Source organism: Mycolicibacterium wolinskyi (genome assembly GCF_002101965.1).
Classification (GTDB): domain Bacteria; phylum Actinomycetota; class Actinomycetes; order Mycobacteriales; family Mycobacteriaceae; genus Mycobacterium; species Mycobacterium wolinskyi.
In genome coordinates this window covers 258,921-276,179 of record NZ_LQQA01000010.1, presented here as the reverse complement: position 1 = coordinate 276,179, position 17,259 = coordinate 258,921, and the positions used below count along the sequence as shown (strand labels likewise).

General features: G+C 68.0%; 14 protein-coding genes. 6 read left to right on the top strand and 8 right to left on the bottom strand.

Annotated features, from left to right (window positions below; all coding sequences use genetic code 11):
* Positions 1–183 precede the first annotated feature (183 nt).
* Positions 184–1,734 (bottom strand): dolichyl-phosphate-mannose--protein mannosyltransferase, encoded by a 1,551-nt coding sequence (locus AWC31_RS10060; protein WP_085144138.1) that lies wholly within the window; start codon positions 1,732–1,734, stop codon positions 184–186.
* Between the two features lie 24 nt (positions 1,735–1,758).
* On the opposite strand from AWC31_RS10060, the gene rsmI reads away from it, so the two are divergent.
* Entirely contained in the window at positions 1,759–2,595 is an 837-nt protein-coding gene (gene rsmI / locus AWC31_RS10055) for a 16S rRNA (cytidine(1402)-2'-O)-methyltransferase (RefSeq protein WP_085144137.1), read from the top strand.
* On the opposite strand, the gene AWC31_RS10050 is transcribed toward rsmI, so the two are convergent.
* From AWC31_RS10050 to metG, 5 genes are all read right to left on the bottom strand, one after another.
* Complete coding sequence (locus AWC31_RS10050; RefSeq protein ID WP_085144136.1) at positions 2,565–3,815, bottom strand: aminodeoxychorismate synthase component I; 1,251 nt, start codon at positions 3,813–3,815, stop codon at positions 2,565–2,567. The two genes, rsmI and AWC31_RS10050, sit on opposite strands and share 31 nt — an antisense overlap.
* 20 nt (positions 3,816–3,835) lie before the next feature.
* On the bottom strand, positions 3,836–4,744 hold the full coding sequence (locus AWC31_RS10045) for an RNA polymerase sigma-70 factor (RefSeq protein ID WP_085144135.1): 909 nt from the start codon (positions 4,742–4,744) through the stop codon (positions 3,836–3,838).
* Complete coding sequence (locus tag AWC31_RS10040) at positions 4,741–5,925, bottom strand: NAD(P)/FAD-dependent oxidoreductase (protein ID WP_085144134.1); 1,185 nt, start codon at positions 5,923–5,925, stop codon at positions 4,741–4,743. The genes AWC31_RS10045 and AWC31_RS10040 overlap by 4 nt, the downstream gene beginning before the upstream one ends.
* Before the next feature lie 99 nt (positions 5,926–6,024).
* Complete coding sequence (gene gdhA / locus AWC31_RS10035; protein ID WP_085144133.1) at positions 6,025–7,374, bottom strand: NADP-specific glutamate dehydrogenase; 1,350 nt, start codon at positions 7,372–7,374, stop codon at positions 6,025–6,027.
* Between the two features lies 1 nt (position 7,375).
* Entirely contained in the window at positions 7,376–8,926 is a 1,551-nt protein-coding gene (gene metG, locus AWC31_RS10030) for a methionine--tRNA ligase (protein WP_085144132.1), read from the bottom strand.
* A 26-nt stretch (positions 8,927–8,952) separates the two neighbouring features.
* Between metG and AWC31_RS10025 the strand changes: the two genes are divergently transcribed.
* The 3 genes from AWC31_RS10025 to rsmA all read left to right on the top strand — a co-directional run bounded on the left by AWC31_RS10025 (position 8,953) and on the right by rsmA (position 11,924).
* Positions 8,953–9,807, top strand: coding sequence for a TatD family hydrolase (locus AWC31_RS10025; protein WP_085144311.1), 855 nt, complete (start codon positions 8,953–8,955; stop codon positions 9,805–9,807).
* An 81-nt stretch (positions 9,808–9,888) separates the two neighbouring features.
* Positions 9,889–11,016 (top strand): resuscitation-promoting factor, encoded by a 1,128-nt coding sequence (locus AWC31_RS10020; RefSeq protein WP_067844340.1) that lies wholly within the window; start codon positions 9,889–9,891, stop codon positions 11,014–11,016.
* Positions 11,013–11,924, top strand: a complete 912-nt coding sequence (gene rsmA, locus AWC31_RS10015; protein WP_067844343.1) for a 16S rRNA (adenine(1518)-N(6)/adenine(1519)-N(6))-dimethyltransferase RsmA — start codon at positions 11,013–11,015, stop codon at positions 11,922–11,924. The genes AWC31_RS10020 and rsmA overlap by 4 nt, the downstream gene beginning before the upstream one ends.
* 60 nt (positions 11,925–11,984) lie before the next feature.
* Here the strand turns inward: rsmA and AWC31_RS10010 are convergent, their stop codons facing one another.
* Positions 11,985–12,854, bottom strand: coding sequence for a serine/threonine-protein kinase (locus tag AWC31_RS10010; RefSeq protein ID WP_110775007.1), 870 nt, complete (start codon positions 12,852–12,854; stop codon positions 11,985–11,987).
* Between the two features lie 52 nt (positions 12,855–12,906).
* Here AWC31_RS10010 and AWC31_RS10005 point away from each other — a divergent pair, with 52 nt between their 5' ends.
* Both AWC31_RS10005 and AWC31_RS10000 read left to right on the top strand, forming a co-directional pair.
* Positions 12,907–13,875, top strand: a complete 969-nt coding sequence (locus AWC31_RS10005) for a 4-(cytidine 5'-diphospho)-2-C-methyl-D-erythritol kinase (RefSeq protein WP_085144310.1) — start codon at positions 12,907–12,909, stop codon at positions 13,873–13,875.
* 332 nt (positions 13,876–14,207) lie between these two features.
* Positions 14,208–15,845 carry a fatty acyl-AMP ligase gene (locus AWC31_RS10000; protein WP_067844347.1) on the top strand — a complete coding sequence of 546 codons (1,638 nt, stop codon included), beginning with the start codon at positions 14,208–14,210 and terminating at the stop codon, positions 15,843–15,845.
* Between the two features lie 41 nt (positions 15,846–15,886).
* On the opposite strand, the gene AWC31_RS09995 is transcribed toward AWC31_RS10000, so the two are convergent.
* Complete coding sequence (locus AWC31_RS09995) at positions 15,887–17,185, bottom strand: amidase family protein (RefSeq protein ID WP_085144130.1); 1,299 nt, start codon at positions 17,183–17,185, stop codon at positions 15,887–15,889.
* Positions 17,186–17,259: the final 74 nt, after the last annotated feature.

Sequence of the window (17,259 nt, the reverse complement as noted above, 5' to 3'; positions counted from 1 at the left end):
GGTTGATGGTGTGCACCGGCGCCGACATTTCTCGGTCGTGAAGGCTTGGCTGACCCGCAGGCTGTGGATAACTGCGGTCACGCTTCCCGGCGTTGACTTCGACACCAGGGCTGCAGTTCATGGCTACGGGCGTGGGTTCACAGCCGTGGCGTCGAAGTCAACGCCAGGCACGAGAACCGAGCACTACCGCCAGCTCGGCAACCAAATCTGCAGGTTCCACGTCGCCTGTGAGATCGGCAGGCCCGTGAGGATCGGATACATCCAGGCGAAGTTCGTGATCACCAGCGCCACATAGAAACACACCGTCAACAGGCCCAAGGTTCGTCGCTCGGGGTTCTGATTGGGTTTGTACAAAATATCGCCGAGGATCAGCGCGATCGCCAGGACGAGGAACGGCGCCATCACGGTCGCGTAGAAGAAGTACATCTGCCGGTCGATGTCGGCGAACCATGGCAGAAAGCCCGCCGAGTAGCCGACGAGCACCGCGCCATAACGCCAGTCACGCCGCACCACCGCGCGCCACAACGCCCACCCGATCACCGGCACCGCGATGAACCACATCGCCGGGGTGCCGACGAGCATCACGGCCTTCACGCACGATTGGGCGCCGCAGCCCGGCACATCCTGGTTGTCGATCGCGTAGAGCACGGGCCGCAAGGACATCGGCCAGGTCCACGGCTTGGACTCCCATGGATGGTGGTTGCCGTCGGCGTTCGTGAGCCCGGAGTGGAACCGGTACGCGGCATACGTGTAGTGCCACAGCGACCGGATCGCGTCTGGCAGCGGGAGGATGCTGTTCTCGCCGATCGACTGGCCGACCTCGTGGCGGTCGACCCCGGTCTCGGACGCGAACCACGGAGCATACGAGGCCAGGTACACCCCGAATGGAATCAACCCGAGGGCGTACACCGCGGGGCCGACATCGCGCCGGAGCACGCCGCGCCACGGTTGCGGCACGTGGTACTGCTTGCGCGCGACGGCGTCGAACACGAGCGTCATCACGCCGAAGAACAGCACGAAGTACAGGCCGGACCACTTTGTCGCACAGGCCAACCCGAGAAGCACCCCGGCGCCGAACCGCCACCACCGCACCCCGAGGCGCGGGCCCCACGGCGTCTCGGCGATGCGGCCCTCCATGAACGCGACGTGCATGCGTTCGCGGACCTGATCGCGGTCGACCATCAAGCAGGCGAACGCCGCGACCACGAACATCGTCAGGAACGCGTCCAGCAGTGCCGTACGCGCCGAGACGAAGCTGACGCCCTCGGCGATGAGCAGCAGTCCGGCGATACCGCCGACGAGTGTCGAGCGGGTGATCCGTCGCGCGATCCGCACGACGAGCATCACGAGGATGACACCGCACACCGCGCCGGAGAACCGCCAGCCGAGCCCGTTGTAGCCGAACAGCCACTCACCGATGGCGATCAGTTGCTTGCCGACCGGGGGATGCACCACGAGCCCGTAGCCGGGGTTGTCCTCGACACCGTGATTGTGCAGAACCTGCCAGGCCTGGGGTGCGTAGTGCTTCTCGTCGAAGATCGGCGTGCCTGCGTCGGTCGGCGAGCCCAGGTTCAGGAATCGGCTCACGGCGGCGAGAGCGGTGATGACGGCCGTCATCGCCCAGCCCTGCAACCGGTCGACCGGACCGAAATCGGGTGCCGGTATGACCGGCGCCGGGCTGATCAGGGGGACCGAGCGTCCAGCCGTCGGCACATCGGTGGCGGGGGCGGTCACGCAAGCGATCGTAGGCTGTCGGTCGTGACACCCGGCAAACTGTTGATCGGCGCCACGCCGTTGGGCCAGCCTTCGGATGCGTCGGCGCGGCTGGTCACGGCGCTGAAGAGCGCTGACATCATCGCTGCCGAGGACACCCGGCGGATCCGGTCGCTCGCGCAGGCCCTTGAGGTCACCCCACGTGGTCGGGTGTTGAGTTTCTTCGACCAGAACGAGGCCAGCCGAGTGCCTGGCCTGATCGACGACATCGCGTCCGGTGCGACGGTCCTGGTGGTCAGCGACGCCGGAATGCCGCTGATCAACGATCCTGGCTACCGCCTGGTGGGTGCCTGCATAGAGGCCGGCCTGCCGGTCAGCTGCCTGCCGGGCCCGTCGGCGGTCACGACGGCGCTCGCGGTATCGGGGCTGGCATCCGACCGGTTCTGCTTCGAAGGTTTCTCGCCGCGCAAGCACGCGGCCCGCATGACGTGGTTGCGGACGCTCGCGGCCGAGCAGCGCACGTGCGTGTTCTTCGAGTCGCCGCGACGGCTCGCCGAGACGCTGCGTGATGCGGTCGACGCGCTCGGCCCGGCGCGTAGAGCGGTGGTCTGCCGCGAGCTGACCAAGACCCACGAGGAGATCGTGCGGGGAACTCTCGAAGAGCTGGCCGAGTGGGCCGCCGACGGAGTCCTGGGAGAGATCACCGTCGTGCTGGCCGGTGCCACGCCGACCGCCGATCTCGACACGTTGGTGGCCGAGGTCGAGGACCTGGTCGCAGGGGGCGCCCGCGTGAAGGACGCGTGCGCCGAGGTGATCGCCGCACATCCCGGCGCACCGTCACGGCGCGAGCTCTACGACGCCGTGCTGCGCGCGCGGAGCTGAGCCGGTTTTCCATCTCGCGTCCGGGCCACGAGGCTCGATGCCTTGTGCAGACACTCGTCCCACTCGCGGTCGGGGTCGGAGTCCGCGGTGATACCGCCGCCGACACCCAGCACCGCGGCCCCCGAGGCGTCGAACTCCACGGTACGGATCGCCACGTTCAGCTCACACCCCGCCACAGGTGACGCCAAACCGACTGTGCCGCAATAGACCCCACGCCGCGCGGGCTCCCACACCCGCAGTAGCTCGCGGGCCCGGCCCTTGGGCGTTCCGGTCACCGACGCAGGCGGAAACGTCGCGTCGAGCAACGCCGACATGGGCACCGCGGTGTCGACCTGCGCGCTGACCGTCGAGACGAGATGCCACACCCCGGGGGCGGGGCGCACCGCGAGCAGTTCGGGCACCGTCACGCTGCCGGTGCGCGCCATGCGGCCCAGGTCGTTGCGGACGAGGTCCACGATCATGATGTTCTCGGCGACATCCTTGACCGAGGCCAGCAGGCAGGCCGGATCGGCATGCTTCGGCAACGTGCCCTTGATCGGGCTCGACGTCACCGATGTGCCGCGTCGGCTCAGGAACAGCTCCGGTGACAGCGACGCCACCGCGCCCCAGTCGCCCGCGATGTATGCCGCGCGGGCGGGTGCGGTCCGGGTGACCGCATCGGCGAAGAACTCCAGTGGCGGCCCCTCGATCCGGCCGGTGAACCGCGTGCAGACACAGGCCTGATACACCTCGCCTGCCGCGATGGCCTCCAGGCACGCGAGCACACCGCGCCGGTGGCGGGCGCGGTCGGGCGCGATCCACTCGAGGGTGTACGGCGCAGGCGGCGCGGGCGGCAGAGTACCCAGCCAATCGGGAAGTGCCGCGCCGGTGAGGCTTTCGTACCACCAACTGCCGCCGCCGTCCTGGCGCAGCACGCAGTCCGACCAGCCACCGGCGGCCTCGGGGATACGCGGCGCCGACTCGTCGGCGCCTGGATCGGGGTAGGACAGGTAGCCGAACCAGCCGCCGCCGATCACGTCCGCGGTCCCGGGCGGTGCGTCGAACACCTCCGCCGGACCGACGGGCGCGGCCGCCAGTGACGGCGCGATCACCGCGCGGGAGCCGAACCAGTCGCCGATGAGTGCGGCGGGCGGCGGCAAGTGAGCGGCGGTCGCCGCGGCCGCGACGCTGCGCAGCACGGCGGGTGCCTCACCCAGGTCACCGAGCCGCTCGATCCGCATGCCACCAGCGTGGCAGAACGCTAGCGGCTGATCGTCCGCGGGATGTCGACGCCGGTCAGCTTGTCGGGATTGCGCATCGCGTAGAAGTGGGTGATGCGGCCGTCGACGATCTCGACGGTGATCACGCCTTCGAAGCTGTCGCCGAGGTAGAGCTTGAGTGCGGGGGAGTTGTTGAACATCGCGGGCTCGACGCGCGCGGACTCGCCGCCCATCCGCACCAGGCCCATGACCAGCCGGGCCACCGCCACGGCGCCCGAAACCGGGCGCCGGGCGGCGCTGCGCTTGCCCGCACTGTCGGCCGTCCACACGACGTCGGGTGCCAGCACCTCGAGCAGCGTGTCCATGTCACCGGTCGAGGCCGCCGCGAAGAACCGCGCGGTGACCTCCATCGAGAGTTGCGGATCGACCGGCTCGAAGCGCTTGCGCCGCGACTGCACGTGCTCGCGAGCCCGGTGGGCCATCTGCCGCACGGCGCTCCCGGATTTGCCTATCGCCGAGGCGATTTCGTCATGGCTGAACCCGAACACCTCCCGCAGCACGAACACCGCACGCTCGTCGGGCGTCAACGTCTCCAGCACCACGAGCATGGCCATCGACACCGACTCGGCGAGCACCGCGTCGGCCGCGCCGTCGCGGTGGTCGAGCAGCAGCGGCTCGGGCAGCCACGGCCCGACGTAGTCCTCGCGCCGCCGAGATTCGGCGCGCAGCGCGTTGAGGGCCTGGCGGGTGACGAGCTTGGCCAGATAGGCCTTGGTGTCGGTCACGGTCGCCAGGTCCACCTCGGCCCAGCGCAGGTAACTCTCCTGCAGCACGTCGTCGGATTCGGTTGCCGTGCCCAATATTTCGTAGGCAATCGTGAACAGCAACGGCCGCAGCAGCGTGAACCGTTCGGCGTGCTCGGTCGAGTTACCCGCGCTGGGTGACGTCATCGCGCCACGGCCTCCTTGCGTGCCTCGGCGATCTGGTGTTCCCGGTCGCCGCCCTTGAACCAGAAGTACGAGCCGGGTTTGCGGGCTTCCTTGCGCATGAAGGTCAAGGTGGCCCGGCAGACCTGTTCTTTGACGAAAGCCGCGGTGCGCCCGCCGATGTAGATGCGTCGCGGAGTGTCGTCGGAATGCGAGATCTGCACAGTTCCGAAGGTACGGCCGATGCTGATGCACTGCCCGCTGAACGCCTGGTTCAGCTCGGCCGGCTTCTCCCCGGCGATGCGGGCGAGGACCGTGTTGGCGGCCTGCACGCCCATGGGCCCGGCGGCCTGGCAGCTCATCCGCAGCGGCACGCCCGACGGCGATGCGGCGTCGCCGGCCGCGACGATGCGGGCATCGTCGACGCTCGTGAGGGTTTCGTCGGTCAGCAGCCTGCCGAGTCCGTCGGTGGTCAGACCGCTGGCCGCGGCCAGGCCGGGGACACCGAATCCGGTGGTCCACACGGTCACCGCGCTGGGCAGCCGATTGCCGTCGGCCATGAACACCTCAGTCGCGGAAACCGATGCGACCAGGATGTCGGGCCCATCGACGATCGTGACGCCGAGTTTCGTGAGCGCCTTGACCACCGAGCGCCGGGCCTGGACGCCGAGGGAAGCCCCGACCACATCGGTGACGAGGGTGACGTTGCGTCCCGCTTCGGCGAACTCACTCGCGGCCTCGATTCCGGTCAGGCCGCCACCGACCACCACAAGGGGCGCGGACATCGGCACGTCCTGCAGCCGGGCCCGCAGGCGTTGGGCCTGTTCGAATTCGCTGAGCGGATAGGCGAATTCGGCTGCGCCCGGCACCGATGCCGGCACGCCGCCGGTGCTGCCGACGGCGTAGATCAGATAGTCGTAGTCCAGCACGTCCCCCGAGGCCAGCTGCACCTGACGAATGTCGGCGTCGATGCGCTCGGCACCGTCGACCACGAGCCGGACCCGGTCGCCCAGCAATTCGGCGTAGTCCGCGGCGGCGTCGTAATTGCCTGCCGCCATCTGGTGCAGCCGGATCCGCTCGGTGAACGTCGGCCGCGGGTTCACCAGGGTGATCGCCACGCGCGGGTTGCTCTGCAGGTGGTTGGCGGCCAGGACGCCGGCGTATCCACCGCCGATGACGACTACGTGTGGTGTCTGGTTGGTCACGAGTGTCTCCTTTCAAAGGCTTGTGCCCTCAAGACACCGCGCGTCGCCGGAATGTGACAGCCAGGCCGCGCCTGTGGTCTACATCACCTCGATGATCGCTCAGACCAGGCCGAGCGCCAGCATCGCGTCGGCGACCCGGATGAACCCCGCGATGTTGGCCCCGGCGACGTAGTTGCCGGGTTGCCCGTATTCGTCGGCGGTCGACAGGCAGCGATCGTGGATGCGGCGCATGATCTCGGCGAGACGCTCCTCGGTCTCGTCGAACGTCCACGAATCGCGCGACGCGTTCTGCTGCATCTCCAATGCGCTCGTGGCGACGCCGCCGGCGTTCACGGCCTTGCCCGGTGCGAACGTCACGCCGGCTTGGTCGAACAGCTTGACGGCCTCGGGTGTGCACGGCATGTTGGCGCCCTCGGCGACTATCCGGCAGCCCGATTCGATCAGCAGGCCGGCATCCGTCTCGGACACCTCGTTCTGCGTCGCACAGGGCAGCGCGATGTCACACGGCACTTCCCAGACACTGCGGTCGGCGACGAATTGCGATGTGCCGCCGCGGGCTTCGACGTAGTCATCGATGCGGCCGCGGTGCACCTCCTTGATCTCTTTGATGATCTCGAGGTCGATGCCCTTGTCATCGACCACGTAGCCGCCCGAATCCGAACAGGCGACCACGATCCCGCCGAGCGCGTGGACCTTCTCGATCGCGTAGATCGCGACGTTGCCCGAGCCGGACACCACGACGCGCTTGCCGTCGAAGGATTGCCCGGTCGCACGCAGGATCTCGTCGACGAAGAACACCGTGCCGTAGCCGGTGGCCTCGGTGCGGACCTGCGATCCGCCCCACGTCAGTCCCTTGCCGGTGAAGACGCCCGACTCGTAGCGGTTGGTGATCCGCTTGTATTGGCCGAACAGGTAACCGATTTCGCGCATGCCGACGCCGATGTCGCCGGCGGGAACGTCGGTGTATTCGCCGATGTGACGGTAGAGCTCGGTCATGAAGGACTGGCAGAACCGCATCACCTCGGCGTCCGAGCGGCCCTTGGGATCGAAGTCCGATCCGCCCTTGCCGCCGCCGATGGGCAGGCCGGTCAACGAGTTCTTGAAGATCTGCTCGAAGCCGAGGAACTTCACGATGCCGAGGTAGACCGACGGGTGAAACCGCAGCCCGCCCTTGAACGGCCCGAGCGCCGAGTTGAATTCGACGCGGAACCCGCGGTTGATCTGCACGGTGCCGGAGTCGTCGTGCCACGGCACGCGGAAGATGATCTGCCGTTCGGGCTCGCACAGCCGGCGGATCACCGCGTTGTCGGCGTATTCGGGATGTTTGGCGACGACCGGCCCGAGGCTCATGAGCACCTCGGTGACGGCTTGGTGGAATTCCGTCTCGCCGGCGTTGCGGCGCGTCACTTCCTCGAAGATGGCCTGCAGCTTGGGATGTAGTTCGGCCACGTCAGTCCGCCTGGTAGCGCGGGAACACGCCGGTCGGGGACGGGAGCGCGACGCCGGGCTTGATCCGGGTCGCGATCGCGGTGAAGCTGCGCTCGTCGGCGGGCTGGCCCAACAGGTCGAGCAGCTTGGCCGTCGACTCGGGCATCACGGGCTGGGTCAGCAGTGTCGCGATGCGGACCACCTCCAGCGTCGTGTAGAGCACGGTGCGGAACCGCGCCTGGTCGGCGGGAGCGTCGGACTTGCGCAGCACCCACGGCTCCTGCGCGGAGAAGTAGCGGTTGGCCGCACCCAGCACCGACCAGATCGCCTCCAGCGCAAGGTGCATCGCAGGCACGTCGTAGTGTGCGCGCACCTGTTCCAGCAGATCGTCGGCCGCGGCCAGCAGCGCGGTGTCGTCGTCGGTGAACTCACCCGGATCGGGGACGACACCGTCGAGGTTCTTCGCGACCATCGACAGCGAGCGTTGCGCGAGGTTGCCGAGCTCATTGGCCAGGTCGGCGTTTACGCGGCCGATGATGGCCTCTTCGTTATAGCTGCCGTCCTGGCCGAACGGCACCTCGCGCAACAGGAAGTAGCGCACCTGGTCGAGGCCGAACGTGTCGACGAGGTTCACCGGGTCGATGACGTTGCCGATCGACTTGCTCATCTTCTCGCCCTTGTTGAGCAGGAAGCCGTGTACGAATACCCGCTTCGGCAGTTCGATGCCCGCTGACATCAGGAATGCCGGCCAGTACACGGTGTGGAACCGGATGATGTCCTTGCCGATCATGTGCAGATCCGCCGGCCAGTACCGCTGGAAGGCTTCCGACGCGGTGTCGGGGAATCCGACGCCGGTCAGATAGTTGGTCAGCGCGTCCACCCACACGTACATGACGTGATCGGGATGGTCCGGGACGGGCACACCCCAGTCGAACGTGGTGCGCGAGATCGACAGATCGCGTAGTCCGCCCGACACGAAGCTCTTCACCTCATTGCGGCGCACTTCGGGTGCGATGAACTCCGGATGCGCGTCGTAGTGCGCCAGGAGCCGCTCGGCGTATGCCGACAGCCGGAAGAAGTAGGTCTGTTCCTCGGTCCAGGTGAGCGGCGCGCCGGTTTCCGTCGCGATGCGCGTGCCGTCGGGTTGCTCGGTGGTCTCACCTTCGGTGAAGAACCGCTCGTCGCGGACCGAGTACCAACCCTTGTACGAGTCCAGGTAGATGTCACCGGCCTCGTTCATCCGCTTCCAGATCTCCTTGGACGCCTCGTAATGGTCGGCGTCGGAGGTCCGGATGAACCGGTCGAAGGAGACGTTGAGCTTCTCCTGGAGACGCTGGAACACGTCGGAATTGCGGTTGGCAAGCTCGGCGGCGGTGACGCCCTCGGCGGCTGCGGTCTCGGCCATCTTCTGGCCGTGCACGTCGGTTCCGGTCAGGTACCGCACGTCGAAGCCGTCGAGCCGCTTGAACCGCGCGACCGCGTCGGTTGCGATGTACTCGTAGGCGTGGCCGATGTGCGGCGCACCGTTGGGATAGGCGATGGCCGTGGTGATGTAGTAGGCAGGCTTGCTCATCAGGGCTCCCACTCTATTGTTCGGTGGTGAGTTCCAAACGCTCAGCCAGGGACAAGCCGCCCGCCCCGGATCCGTTGACGCCGTTGGTCGACGCGCACACCCATCTCGATGCGTGCGGCGCCGAGACGGCCGACGACGTGCGGGCCATCCTCGACCGGGCGGCCGCGGTCGGCGTGCAGCAGGTCGTGACCATCGCCGACGATCTCGCGTCGGCGCACTGGGTGACCACGGCCGCCGACGCCGACGATCGGGTCTACGCGGCCGTGGCGCTGCACCCGACGCGGGCCAATGCGCTCACCGACGACGCGAAGGCCGACCTGGAGCGGCTGGCCGCCCATCCGCGGGTGGTCGCGGTCGGCGAGACCGGGATGGACATGTACTGGCCCGGCCGGCTCGACGGCTGCGCGACGCCGGCCGAGCAGCGCGACGGCTTCGCCTGGCACATCGACCTGGCCAAGCGCAGCGGCAAGCCGCTGATGATCCACAACCGCGACGCCGACGCCGAGGTGCTCGACGTGCTGCGTGCCGAAGGTGCGCCCGAGACTGTGATCTACCACTGTTTCTCGTCCGGACCGGACATGGCTCGCACATGTGTGGACGCCGGCTGGGTGCTGAGCCTGTCCGGCACCGTCAGCTTCAAGAACGCGCATGAGCTGCGGGAAGCCGCGCGGCTGATCCCGGCCGGCCAGATGCTCGTCGAGACCGACGCGCCGTTTCTGACGCCGCACCCGTACCGCGGAGCGCCGAACGAGCCCTATTGCCTGCCATACACTGTCCGGGCACTCGCAGAGTTGCTGGACCGGCCCGCCGAGGAAGTCGCGTCCGAGACCGCAGCCACTGCGGCGCGGGTGTACGGACTTAACGGGAGTTGCCGGTCCTAGACCGATTCGTTACCGTCTTGTGATCAAACGCTCCGACTGGCCGGCGGTGAACTGTGCCGGCAGAACCGAAACGCGAGAACCGTGGACGCGCTGAACAAAATTCATGAATCCCGATCCCCCCTGCTTCGCGGCGTCGTCGGCGCCCTGTTGGTGACTCTCACCGCGGCCGGTGGTTACGCCGTGTCGTCGCACAAGACGGTGACGCTGAGCGTCGACGGATCGCCCATGACGGTGACGACGATGAAGTCCCGCGTGATCGACGTCGTCGAGGAGAACGGGTTCGACGTCGGCGAGCGTGACGATCTCTACCCGGCCGCCGAGCAGGCCGTGCACCAGTCCGACACCATCGTGCTCCGCCGTAGCCGGCCGCTGCAGTTGTCGCTCGATGGTCAAGACAGCAAGCAGGTTTGGACCACCGCATCGACCGTCGACGAGGCGCTCGCGCAGCTGCGGATGACCGACAAGGCGCCCGCCGCGGCGTCGCGCGGCAGCCGGGTGCCGCTGGCCGGCATGGCCCTGCCCGTGGTCAGCCCCAAGACCGTGCAGATCGACGACGGGGGAGTGGTCTCGACGGTGCATCTCGCGGCGCCGAACGTCGCCGGCCTGTTGCGGGCCGCCGGTGTTCCGCTCGAGCAGAACGACACCGTCGTTCCTGCCGCATCGTCGCCGGTCATCGACGGTATGCAGATCCAGGTGACGCGCATGCGCATCGAGAAGGTGACCGAACGCGTGCCTCTTGCCCCGGGCAACAAGCGAATCGAGGACGTCACCCTCAACATGAGCCGTCAGGTCGTCGAGGATCCGGGTGCGCCGGGCACCCAGGATGTAACTTTTGCCGTCGCAAAGGTAAACGGGGTGGAAACCGGCAGGCTGCCAGTAGCCAATGTCGTTATCAATCCGGCCCGCGACGGTGTGCTCCGAGTGGGAGCAAAGCCGGGCACCGAAGTGCCGCCGGTTACCAACGCGGCCGCCTGGGACGCGCTTGCGCAGTGCGAAGCCGGAGGTAACTGGGCCATTAACACTGGTAACGGTTTTTACGGTGGTGTTCAATTTGATCAAAACACTTGGGAGAGAAGCGGCGGTCTGCGGTATGCTCCGAGAGCCGACTTGGCGACTAGAGAAGAGCAGATTGCGATTGCTACGGTGACGCAAGCCCGGCAAGGTTGGGGAGCCTGGCCGGTTTGTAGCGGGAGGATTGGGGCGCGCTGACTATTCGACTGCTCGGGCGGACCGAGATAAGACGCTTGGCCAAAGAGATCGACTTTCGGCCACGCAAATCATTTGGGCAGAACTTTGTCCATGATGCCAACACAGTGCGGCGCATCGTGTCTGCGTCCGGTGTCCATCGAAACGACCATGTCCTCGAGGTCGGGCCGGGACTCGGTTCTCTGACACTTGCGTTGCTGGATCGCGGGGCGCGCGTCACCGCAGTGGAGATCGATCCGCTGCTGGCACGGCAACTTCCCGCCACGATCGCCGACCACTCGCACAGTGAGATCAACCGTCTCACGGTGCTCAACCGCGACATCCTGACGTTGATGCCGGCCGATCTCACCGAGCAGCCCACGGCGCTCGTTGCGAACCTGCCGTACAACGTCGCGGTGCCCGCGTTGCTGCACCTGCTGGCCGAGTTCCCGTCGATTCGCACGGTCATGGTCATGGTGCAGGCCGAGGTGGCCGAACGCCTGGCCGCGGAGCCGGGCGGCAAGGACTACGGCGTGCCCAGTGCCAAGATGCGTTTCTACGGGAACGTGCGCAGGCACGGCATGGTCTCGCCGACGGTCTTCTGGCCCATCCCGCGGGTGTACTCCGGGCTGGTCCGCCTCGACCGGTACGAGAATCCGGCATGGCCGATGGACGCGGAGTTCCGCGACGAGGTGTTCAACCTCATCGACATCGGGTTCGCGCAGCGTCGCAAGACGTCGCGTAACGCGTTCGCGGAGTGGGCCGGGTCGGGCAATGAGTCGGCGGAGCGGTTGCTGGCTGCCAGCATCGACCCGTCGCGTCGTGGCGAGACCCTCGGAATCGCCGATTTCGTCCGGCTGCTGCAGCGGGCGAAGGAAGCCGCGGGCGACGCCTGGGAAAGCAAGACGGCCGAGACCATCCGCGCCACCTAGGGCGCTGAGATCGACGATATGGTCGTCCACCTTTCGCGGTGCGCGACCATTTCGTCGTTTTCAACGCAGCGCGTTGGCGATCAGGCCGATGAACTCGGCGCACGAGTCATAGCGCCGCTCGGGGTCTTTCGCCAGAGCCTTGGCGAGGATCGAGTCGACGGCGTGGGGTATCCAGTCGAGTTGCCGTGAGATGCGTGGCGGCGCGGCCTGCAGCTGTTGGTCGACCATGCCCATCGCGGTTTTGGCGGCGAACGGCGGCGACCCGGTGAGCAGCTCGACCGTCGTGCAGGCCAGGGCGTACTCATCGGTGGCGGCCGAAGGCGAACGGCCGCAAAGCAATTCGGGCGCCGAATAGGGCAGTGACGCCTGCACCTGCGGATGCGGGCCCTGGGCTTGGCGGGCGATCCGTTTGGCCGGGTCGAGGGTGAGACGTCCGCCGTCGTGTGACAGGCGCATGGCCACGTCCTCGGCGACCGAATGCGCCACGCCGAAGTCGATCAGCACCGCCCTCGGCCGGTCAGCCGGGACCGATTGGTCCACAAGAATATTCGTCGGCTTGACGTCGCAGTGCACGATTCCGAGCCGGTGCGCATGGTCGAGTGCGGCGGCGATCTGTCGCAGCGCGGTCAGGCGTTCACCGGTCGTCGGCAGCGCGCTGACGGTTCCGCCGTCGATCAGTTCCATGGCCAGCCAGGCCGGCCCGGCTTCGAAGACCTTGACGATGTTGGGGTGCTCGACGCGCCCGGCGAAGTCGAACTCGCGCTGCAACCGCGCGAGATGATCGGGTTCACGGTGCGCATCGTCGAGCACTTTGAGTGCGACCGCACGCCCGGCGCCGTCGCGGGCCCGGTACACCACGGCCCAGCCGCCGCGGCCCACGACCTCTTCGACGGCGTATCCCGCGATCGTCTCGCCGGGTGACTCCACCATCACAGCTTAGGTTCAGCGACGGTATGGACCGGTCGGCGATAGTGTCGTGGCCGTGTCCGCATCCGACGGCAGTACCGCATCCGAGTGGGTTCCCACTGGGTCGGTGACGGTGCGTGTGCCCGGCAAGGTCAACCTGTACCTGGCGGTCGGCGATCTGCGCGACGACGGCTACCACGACCTCACGACGGTGTTCCACGCGGTTTCGCTGCTGGACGAGGTGACCGTGCGCAACGCCGACGTGTTGTCGCTGACGCTGTCGGGCGAGGGCGTCGAATCGTTGCCCACCGATGAGCGCAATCTGGCGTGGCGCGCCGCGGTGCTGATGGCCGAGCACGTCGGCCGTGCGCCCGACGTCGCGATCAGCATCGAGAAGTCCATCCCGGTCGCCGGCGGCATGGCCGGTGGCAGTGCCGACGCCGCGGCGGTGCTCGTCGCGATGAACACGCTGTGGGAGCTCGGCGTGCCGCGACGCGACCTGCATGCCCTTGCGGCCCAGCTGGGCAGCGACGTGCCGTTCGCGCTGCACGGCGGGACCGCGCTCGGGTCCGGGCGCGGCGAGGAGCTCGCGACGGTGCTGGCGCGCAATACGTTCCACTGGGTGCTGGCGTTCGCGCACCGCGGGCTGTCGACGCCGAAGGTCTTCGGCGAGCTCGACCGCTTGCGGGCCGACGAGAGCCGCGGTGAGCTGCCGCGCGCCGAGGAGCCCGAGCCCGTGCTCGCGGCGCTGGCTTCGGGCGATCCGGCCGAGCTCGCCGCGCTGCTCGGCAACGACCTGCAACCGGCCGCGCTGAGCCTGTATCCCGATCTGCGCCGCACCCTGCGGGCAGGCGTCGAGGCAGGCGCGCTGGCCGGCATCGTGTCCGGCTCGGGGCCGACGTGCGCGTTCTTGTGCCCGTCATCGACCGCGGCCGTCGACGTCGGCGCTGAGCTGGCGGGGGCCGGCGTGTGCCGGACGGTCCGGGTCGCCAGCGGACCGGTGCACGGGGCCCGCGTCGTCCCTGCTCCGTCGCCGTCGGTCTGACGGGCGCGGGGTGTGACACAGGCCTCAATTGTCGCGAGAGTTTGGCAGCTACTTAAGGGTCTCTTAAGATGATCGACGGTGAAAGCTAGCGGTCAAGCATCGGACGCGACTTCGCCCGCCGCAGGTGTGGGCGGGCGGTTCTGCAGGCCTGTAGCCGGTACCGGTGCCCTTACTCCCGCAACGTTGCGGGCGGTGGCTGTGCCCTTACGGGAGTCATCACCGAACCGAGACATAACTGCTGCCCAATTGTGTGCGTGTGCCTACTTAAAAGCGCCGCGCACAGGGCGGAGCATGGATAGCCGGGCAATGACGCCGGCACCTAGGAGGTCGTCGTGAGCAGATTCACCGAGAAGATGTACCGCAACGCTCGTGAGAGCAAGCGCGGCATGGTGACCGGTGAGCCGCACGAGCCGGTGCGACACACCTGGGGCGAGGTGCACGAGCGCGCCCGGTGTATCGCAGGCGGTCTGGCCGCGGCCGGAATCAATCACGGCGACGCCGTCGGCGTCCTGGCCGGTTTCCCGGTGGAGATCGCGCCGACCGCGCAGGGCGTGTGGATGCGCGGCGCGAGCCTGACCATGCTGCACCAGCCGACCCCGCGTACCGACCTGGCGGTGTGGGCCGAGGACACCATGAACGTCATCGGCATGATCGAGGCCGACGCCGTCATCGTCTCCGAGCCGTTCCTCGTCGCGATCCCGGTACTGGAGGAGAAGGGCGTCAAGGTCCTCAAGGTCGCCGACCTGCTGGCCGCCGACCCGATCGACCCCGTCGAGACCGGCGAGGACGATCTGGCTCTCATGCAGTTGACGTCCGGGTCGACAGGATCGCCCAAGGCCGTCCAGATCACGCACCGCAACATCCACTCCAACGCCGAGGCCATGTTCATCGGCGCGGAGTACGACGTCGACAAGGACGTCATGGTCAGCTGGCTGCCGTGCTTCCACGACATGGGCATGGTCGGGTTCCTGACCATCCCGATGTACTTCGGCGCCGAGCTCGTCAAGGTCACGCCGATGGACTTCCTGCGAGACACGCTGCTGTGGGCCAAGCTGATCGACAAGTACAAGGGCACCATGACGGCGGCGCCCAACTTCGCCTACGCGCTGCTGGCCAAGCGGCTGCGCCGGCAGGCCAAGCCCGGCGACTTCGACCTGTCGACGCTGCGGTTCGCGCTGTCGGGTGCCGAGCCGGTCGAGCCGGCCGACGTCGAGGACCTGCTGGACGCGGGCAAGCCGTTCGGGCTCAAGTCATCGGCGATCCTGCCGGCCTACGGCATGGCCGAGACGTGCCTGGCGGTGTCGTTCTCGCCGTGCAACGCCGGCCTGGTGGTCGACGAGGTCGACGCCGACCTGCTGGCCGCACTGCGCCGCGCCGTGCCCGCCACCAAGGGCAACACCAAGCGGCTGGCCTCGCTCGGCCCGTTGCTCAAGGACCTCGAGGCCCGCGTCGTCGACGAGAACGGTGAGGTCATGCCCGCCCGCGGGGTCGGCGTCATCGAGCTGCGCGGGGAATCGCTGACCCCCGGCTACATCACGATGGGCGGCTTCCTGCCTGCGCAGGACGAGCACGGCTGGTACGACACCGGCGACCTCGGCTACATCACCGAAGAAGGCAACGTCGTCGTGTGCGGCCGCGTCAAGGACGTGATCATCATGGCCGGGCGCAACATCTACCCGACCGACATCGAGCGCGCCGCGGGCCGCGTCGAGGGCGTGCGCCCCGGCTGCGCCGTGGCGGTGCGCCTGGACGCCGGGCACTCACGCGAAACCTTCGCTGTCGCAGTCGAATCCAACGCCTGGCAGGATCCGGCCGAGGTGCGTCGCATCGAGCATCAGGTGGCCCACGAGGTGGTCTCCGAGGTCGACGTGCGGCCACGCAACGTCGTCGTGCTCGGCCCCGGCACCATCCCGAAGACGCCGTCGGGCAAGCTCCGCCGCGCGAATTCGGTTTCGCTGGTCACCGGCTGACTCGACACCGCGAGCGACCGTGTCTGTACGCCGACACGCCGCTATCCGGCGGCATTTTGCGGTCGCTCGCGGCCCTCGGGCGGGCTGAATTCGGTTGCCGTAGCGAGTAGAACGCCGTCGTCCCCGTCAGGCGCTGAGAGCAGTAACCCGCTCGGCAATTCGTCGTCGACCCCGGGCACGGGCAGGGTCACCCCGCACGCGCCCAGATAGCTCAACACCATCGTGGTGCGCAGCGTCGACGCGTTGGCGGCGTCGTACGCCGCAGCGCTGGCGAGCAGGTCGGCAATGTGTGGCGGTTCGTGGCGCACCGTCGGACACAGCATTATCGCGCCTCCGAGTTCGGCACGGAATCGCAGGCGCAGCAACGGCATCGCCGCGCGCAAGGGGGCCACCGCGGCACTGGCATTGCGGCGCAACCGACGTCGGGTCGCCGCCTCCATCGCGGCCGGGTCGGCAAGCAGCGCCCCGAATGCCGCGTAGGCCTCGGCGCCGACGATCGTGCCGTGCGTGTCGAGTAGGCGCTGAGCCTGCCGCAGTGACGGCAACTCGCGGGTGGTGACGACGACTCCGTTGCGCCGTAACGCCTCGACGGCTGCCGTGAACGACGCGTGCACGCCGGGACTGCAGTCGTCGACCCATTCGCCTGCCGGGATGATCAGCTGCGATGCCGGTGGGACGGGATGTTGCCCGCGCACCAACAGCCGGTCGACACGTTGGATGTCGCCGACCGAGCGCGCTATGAACCCCACACTGTCCAGGGTCGGCGACAGTGCGTGAAAGTCGTTGGGCCCGTAGCGGTGGTGGCTCGCCCGAAAGCCGACGCAGCCGGTGAATGCGGCCGGGACACGCACTGAGCCGGAGGTGTCGGTGCCGACGGCCAGCTTCGCGACCCCGACGGCGACGGCAACAGCGGCACCGCAGGAGGATCCGCCAGGTACGCGCGCCGCATCCAGCGGGTTGATCGGTGTACCGAAGTGCTGGTTGATGCCGAGCCCTGAGAACGCGAACTCGCTGAGGTTGGTCTTGCCGACCGTGACCGTGCCGAGCGCACGGAGGCGGCGCACGAGCGTGCTGTCCGCCTGCGCGGGCGGTTCATCGAGCCGCGAAGACGACCCGCAGGTGGTCACGGTGCCGGCGACGTCGAACAGGTCCTTCCACACCACCGGAATGCCGTCGACTGTGCTGCGGAGGGTGCCGCGCAGCCGACGGGCATCACTGTCGAAGGCTTCACGACGGGCCCGATCAGCGGTCATCGTGATCATGGTCGAGCGGGCAGCGGGGGTGTGGGCGCGGGCAAGGCTGAGCTCACACATCTGCTGCGCACTGGTGGTCTGCGGCATTACCGCAGGCTAGGCAGCCTCCTGAGAGCACCTGTATGGAGGAAGCTCCACTACGCGGGGGGTGAGAGTGTGTG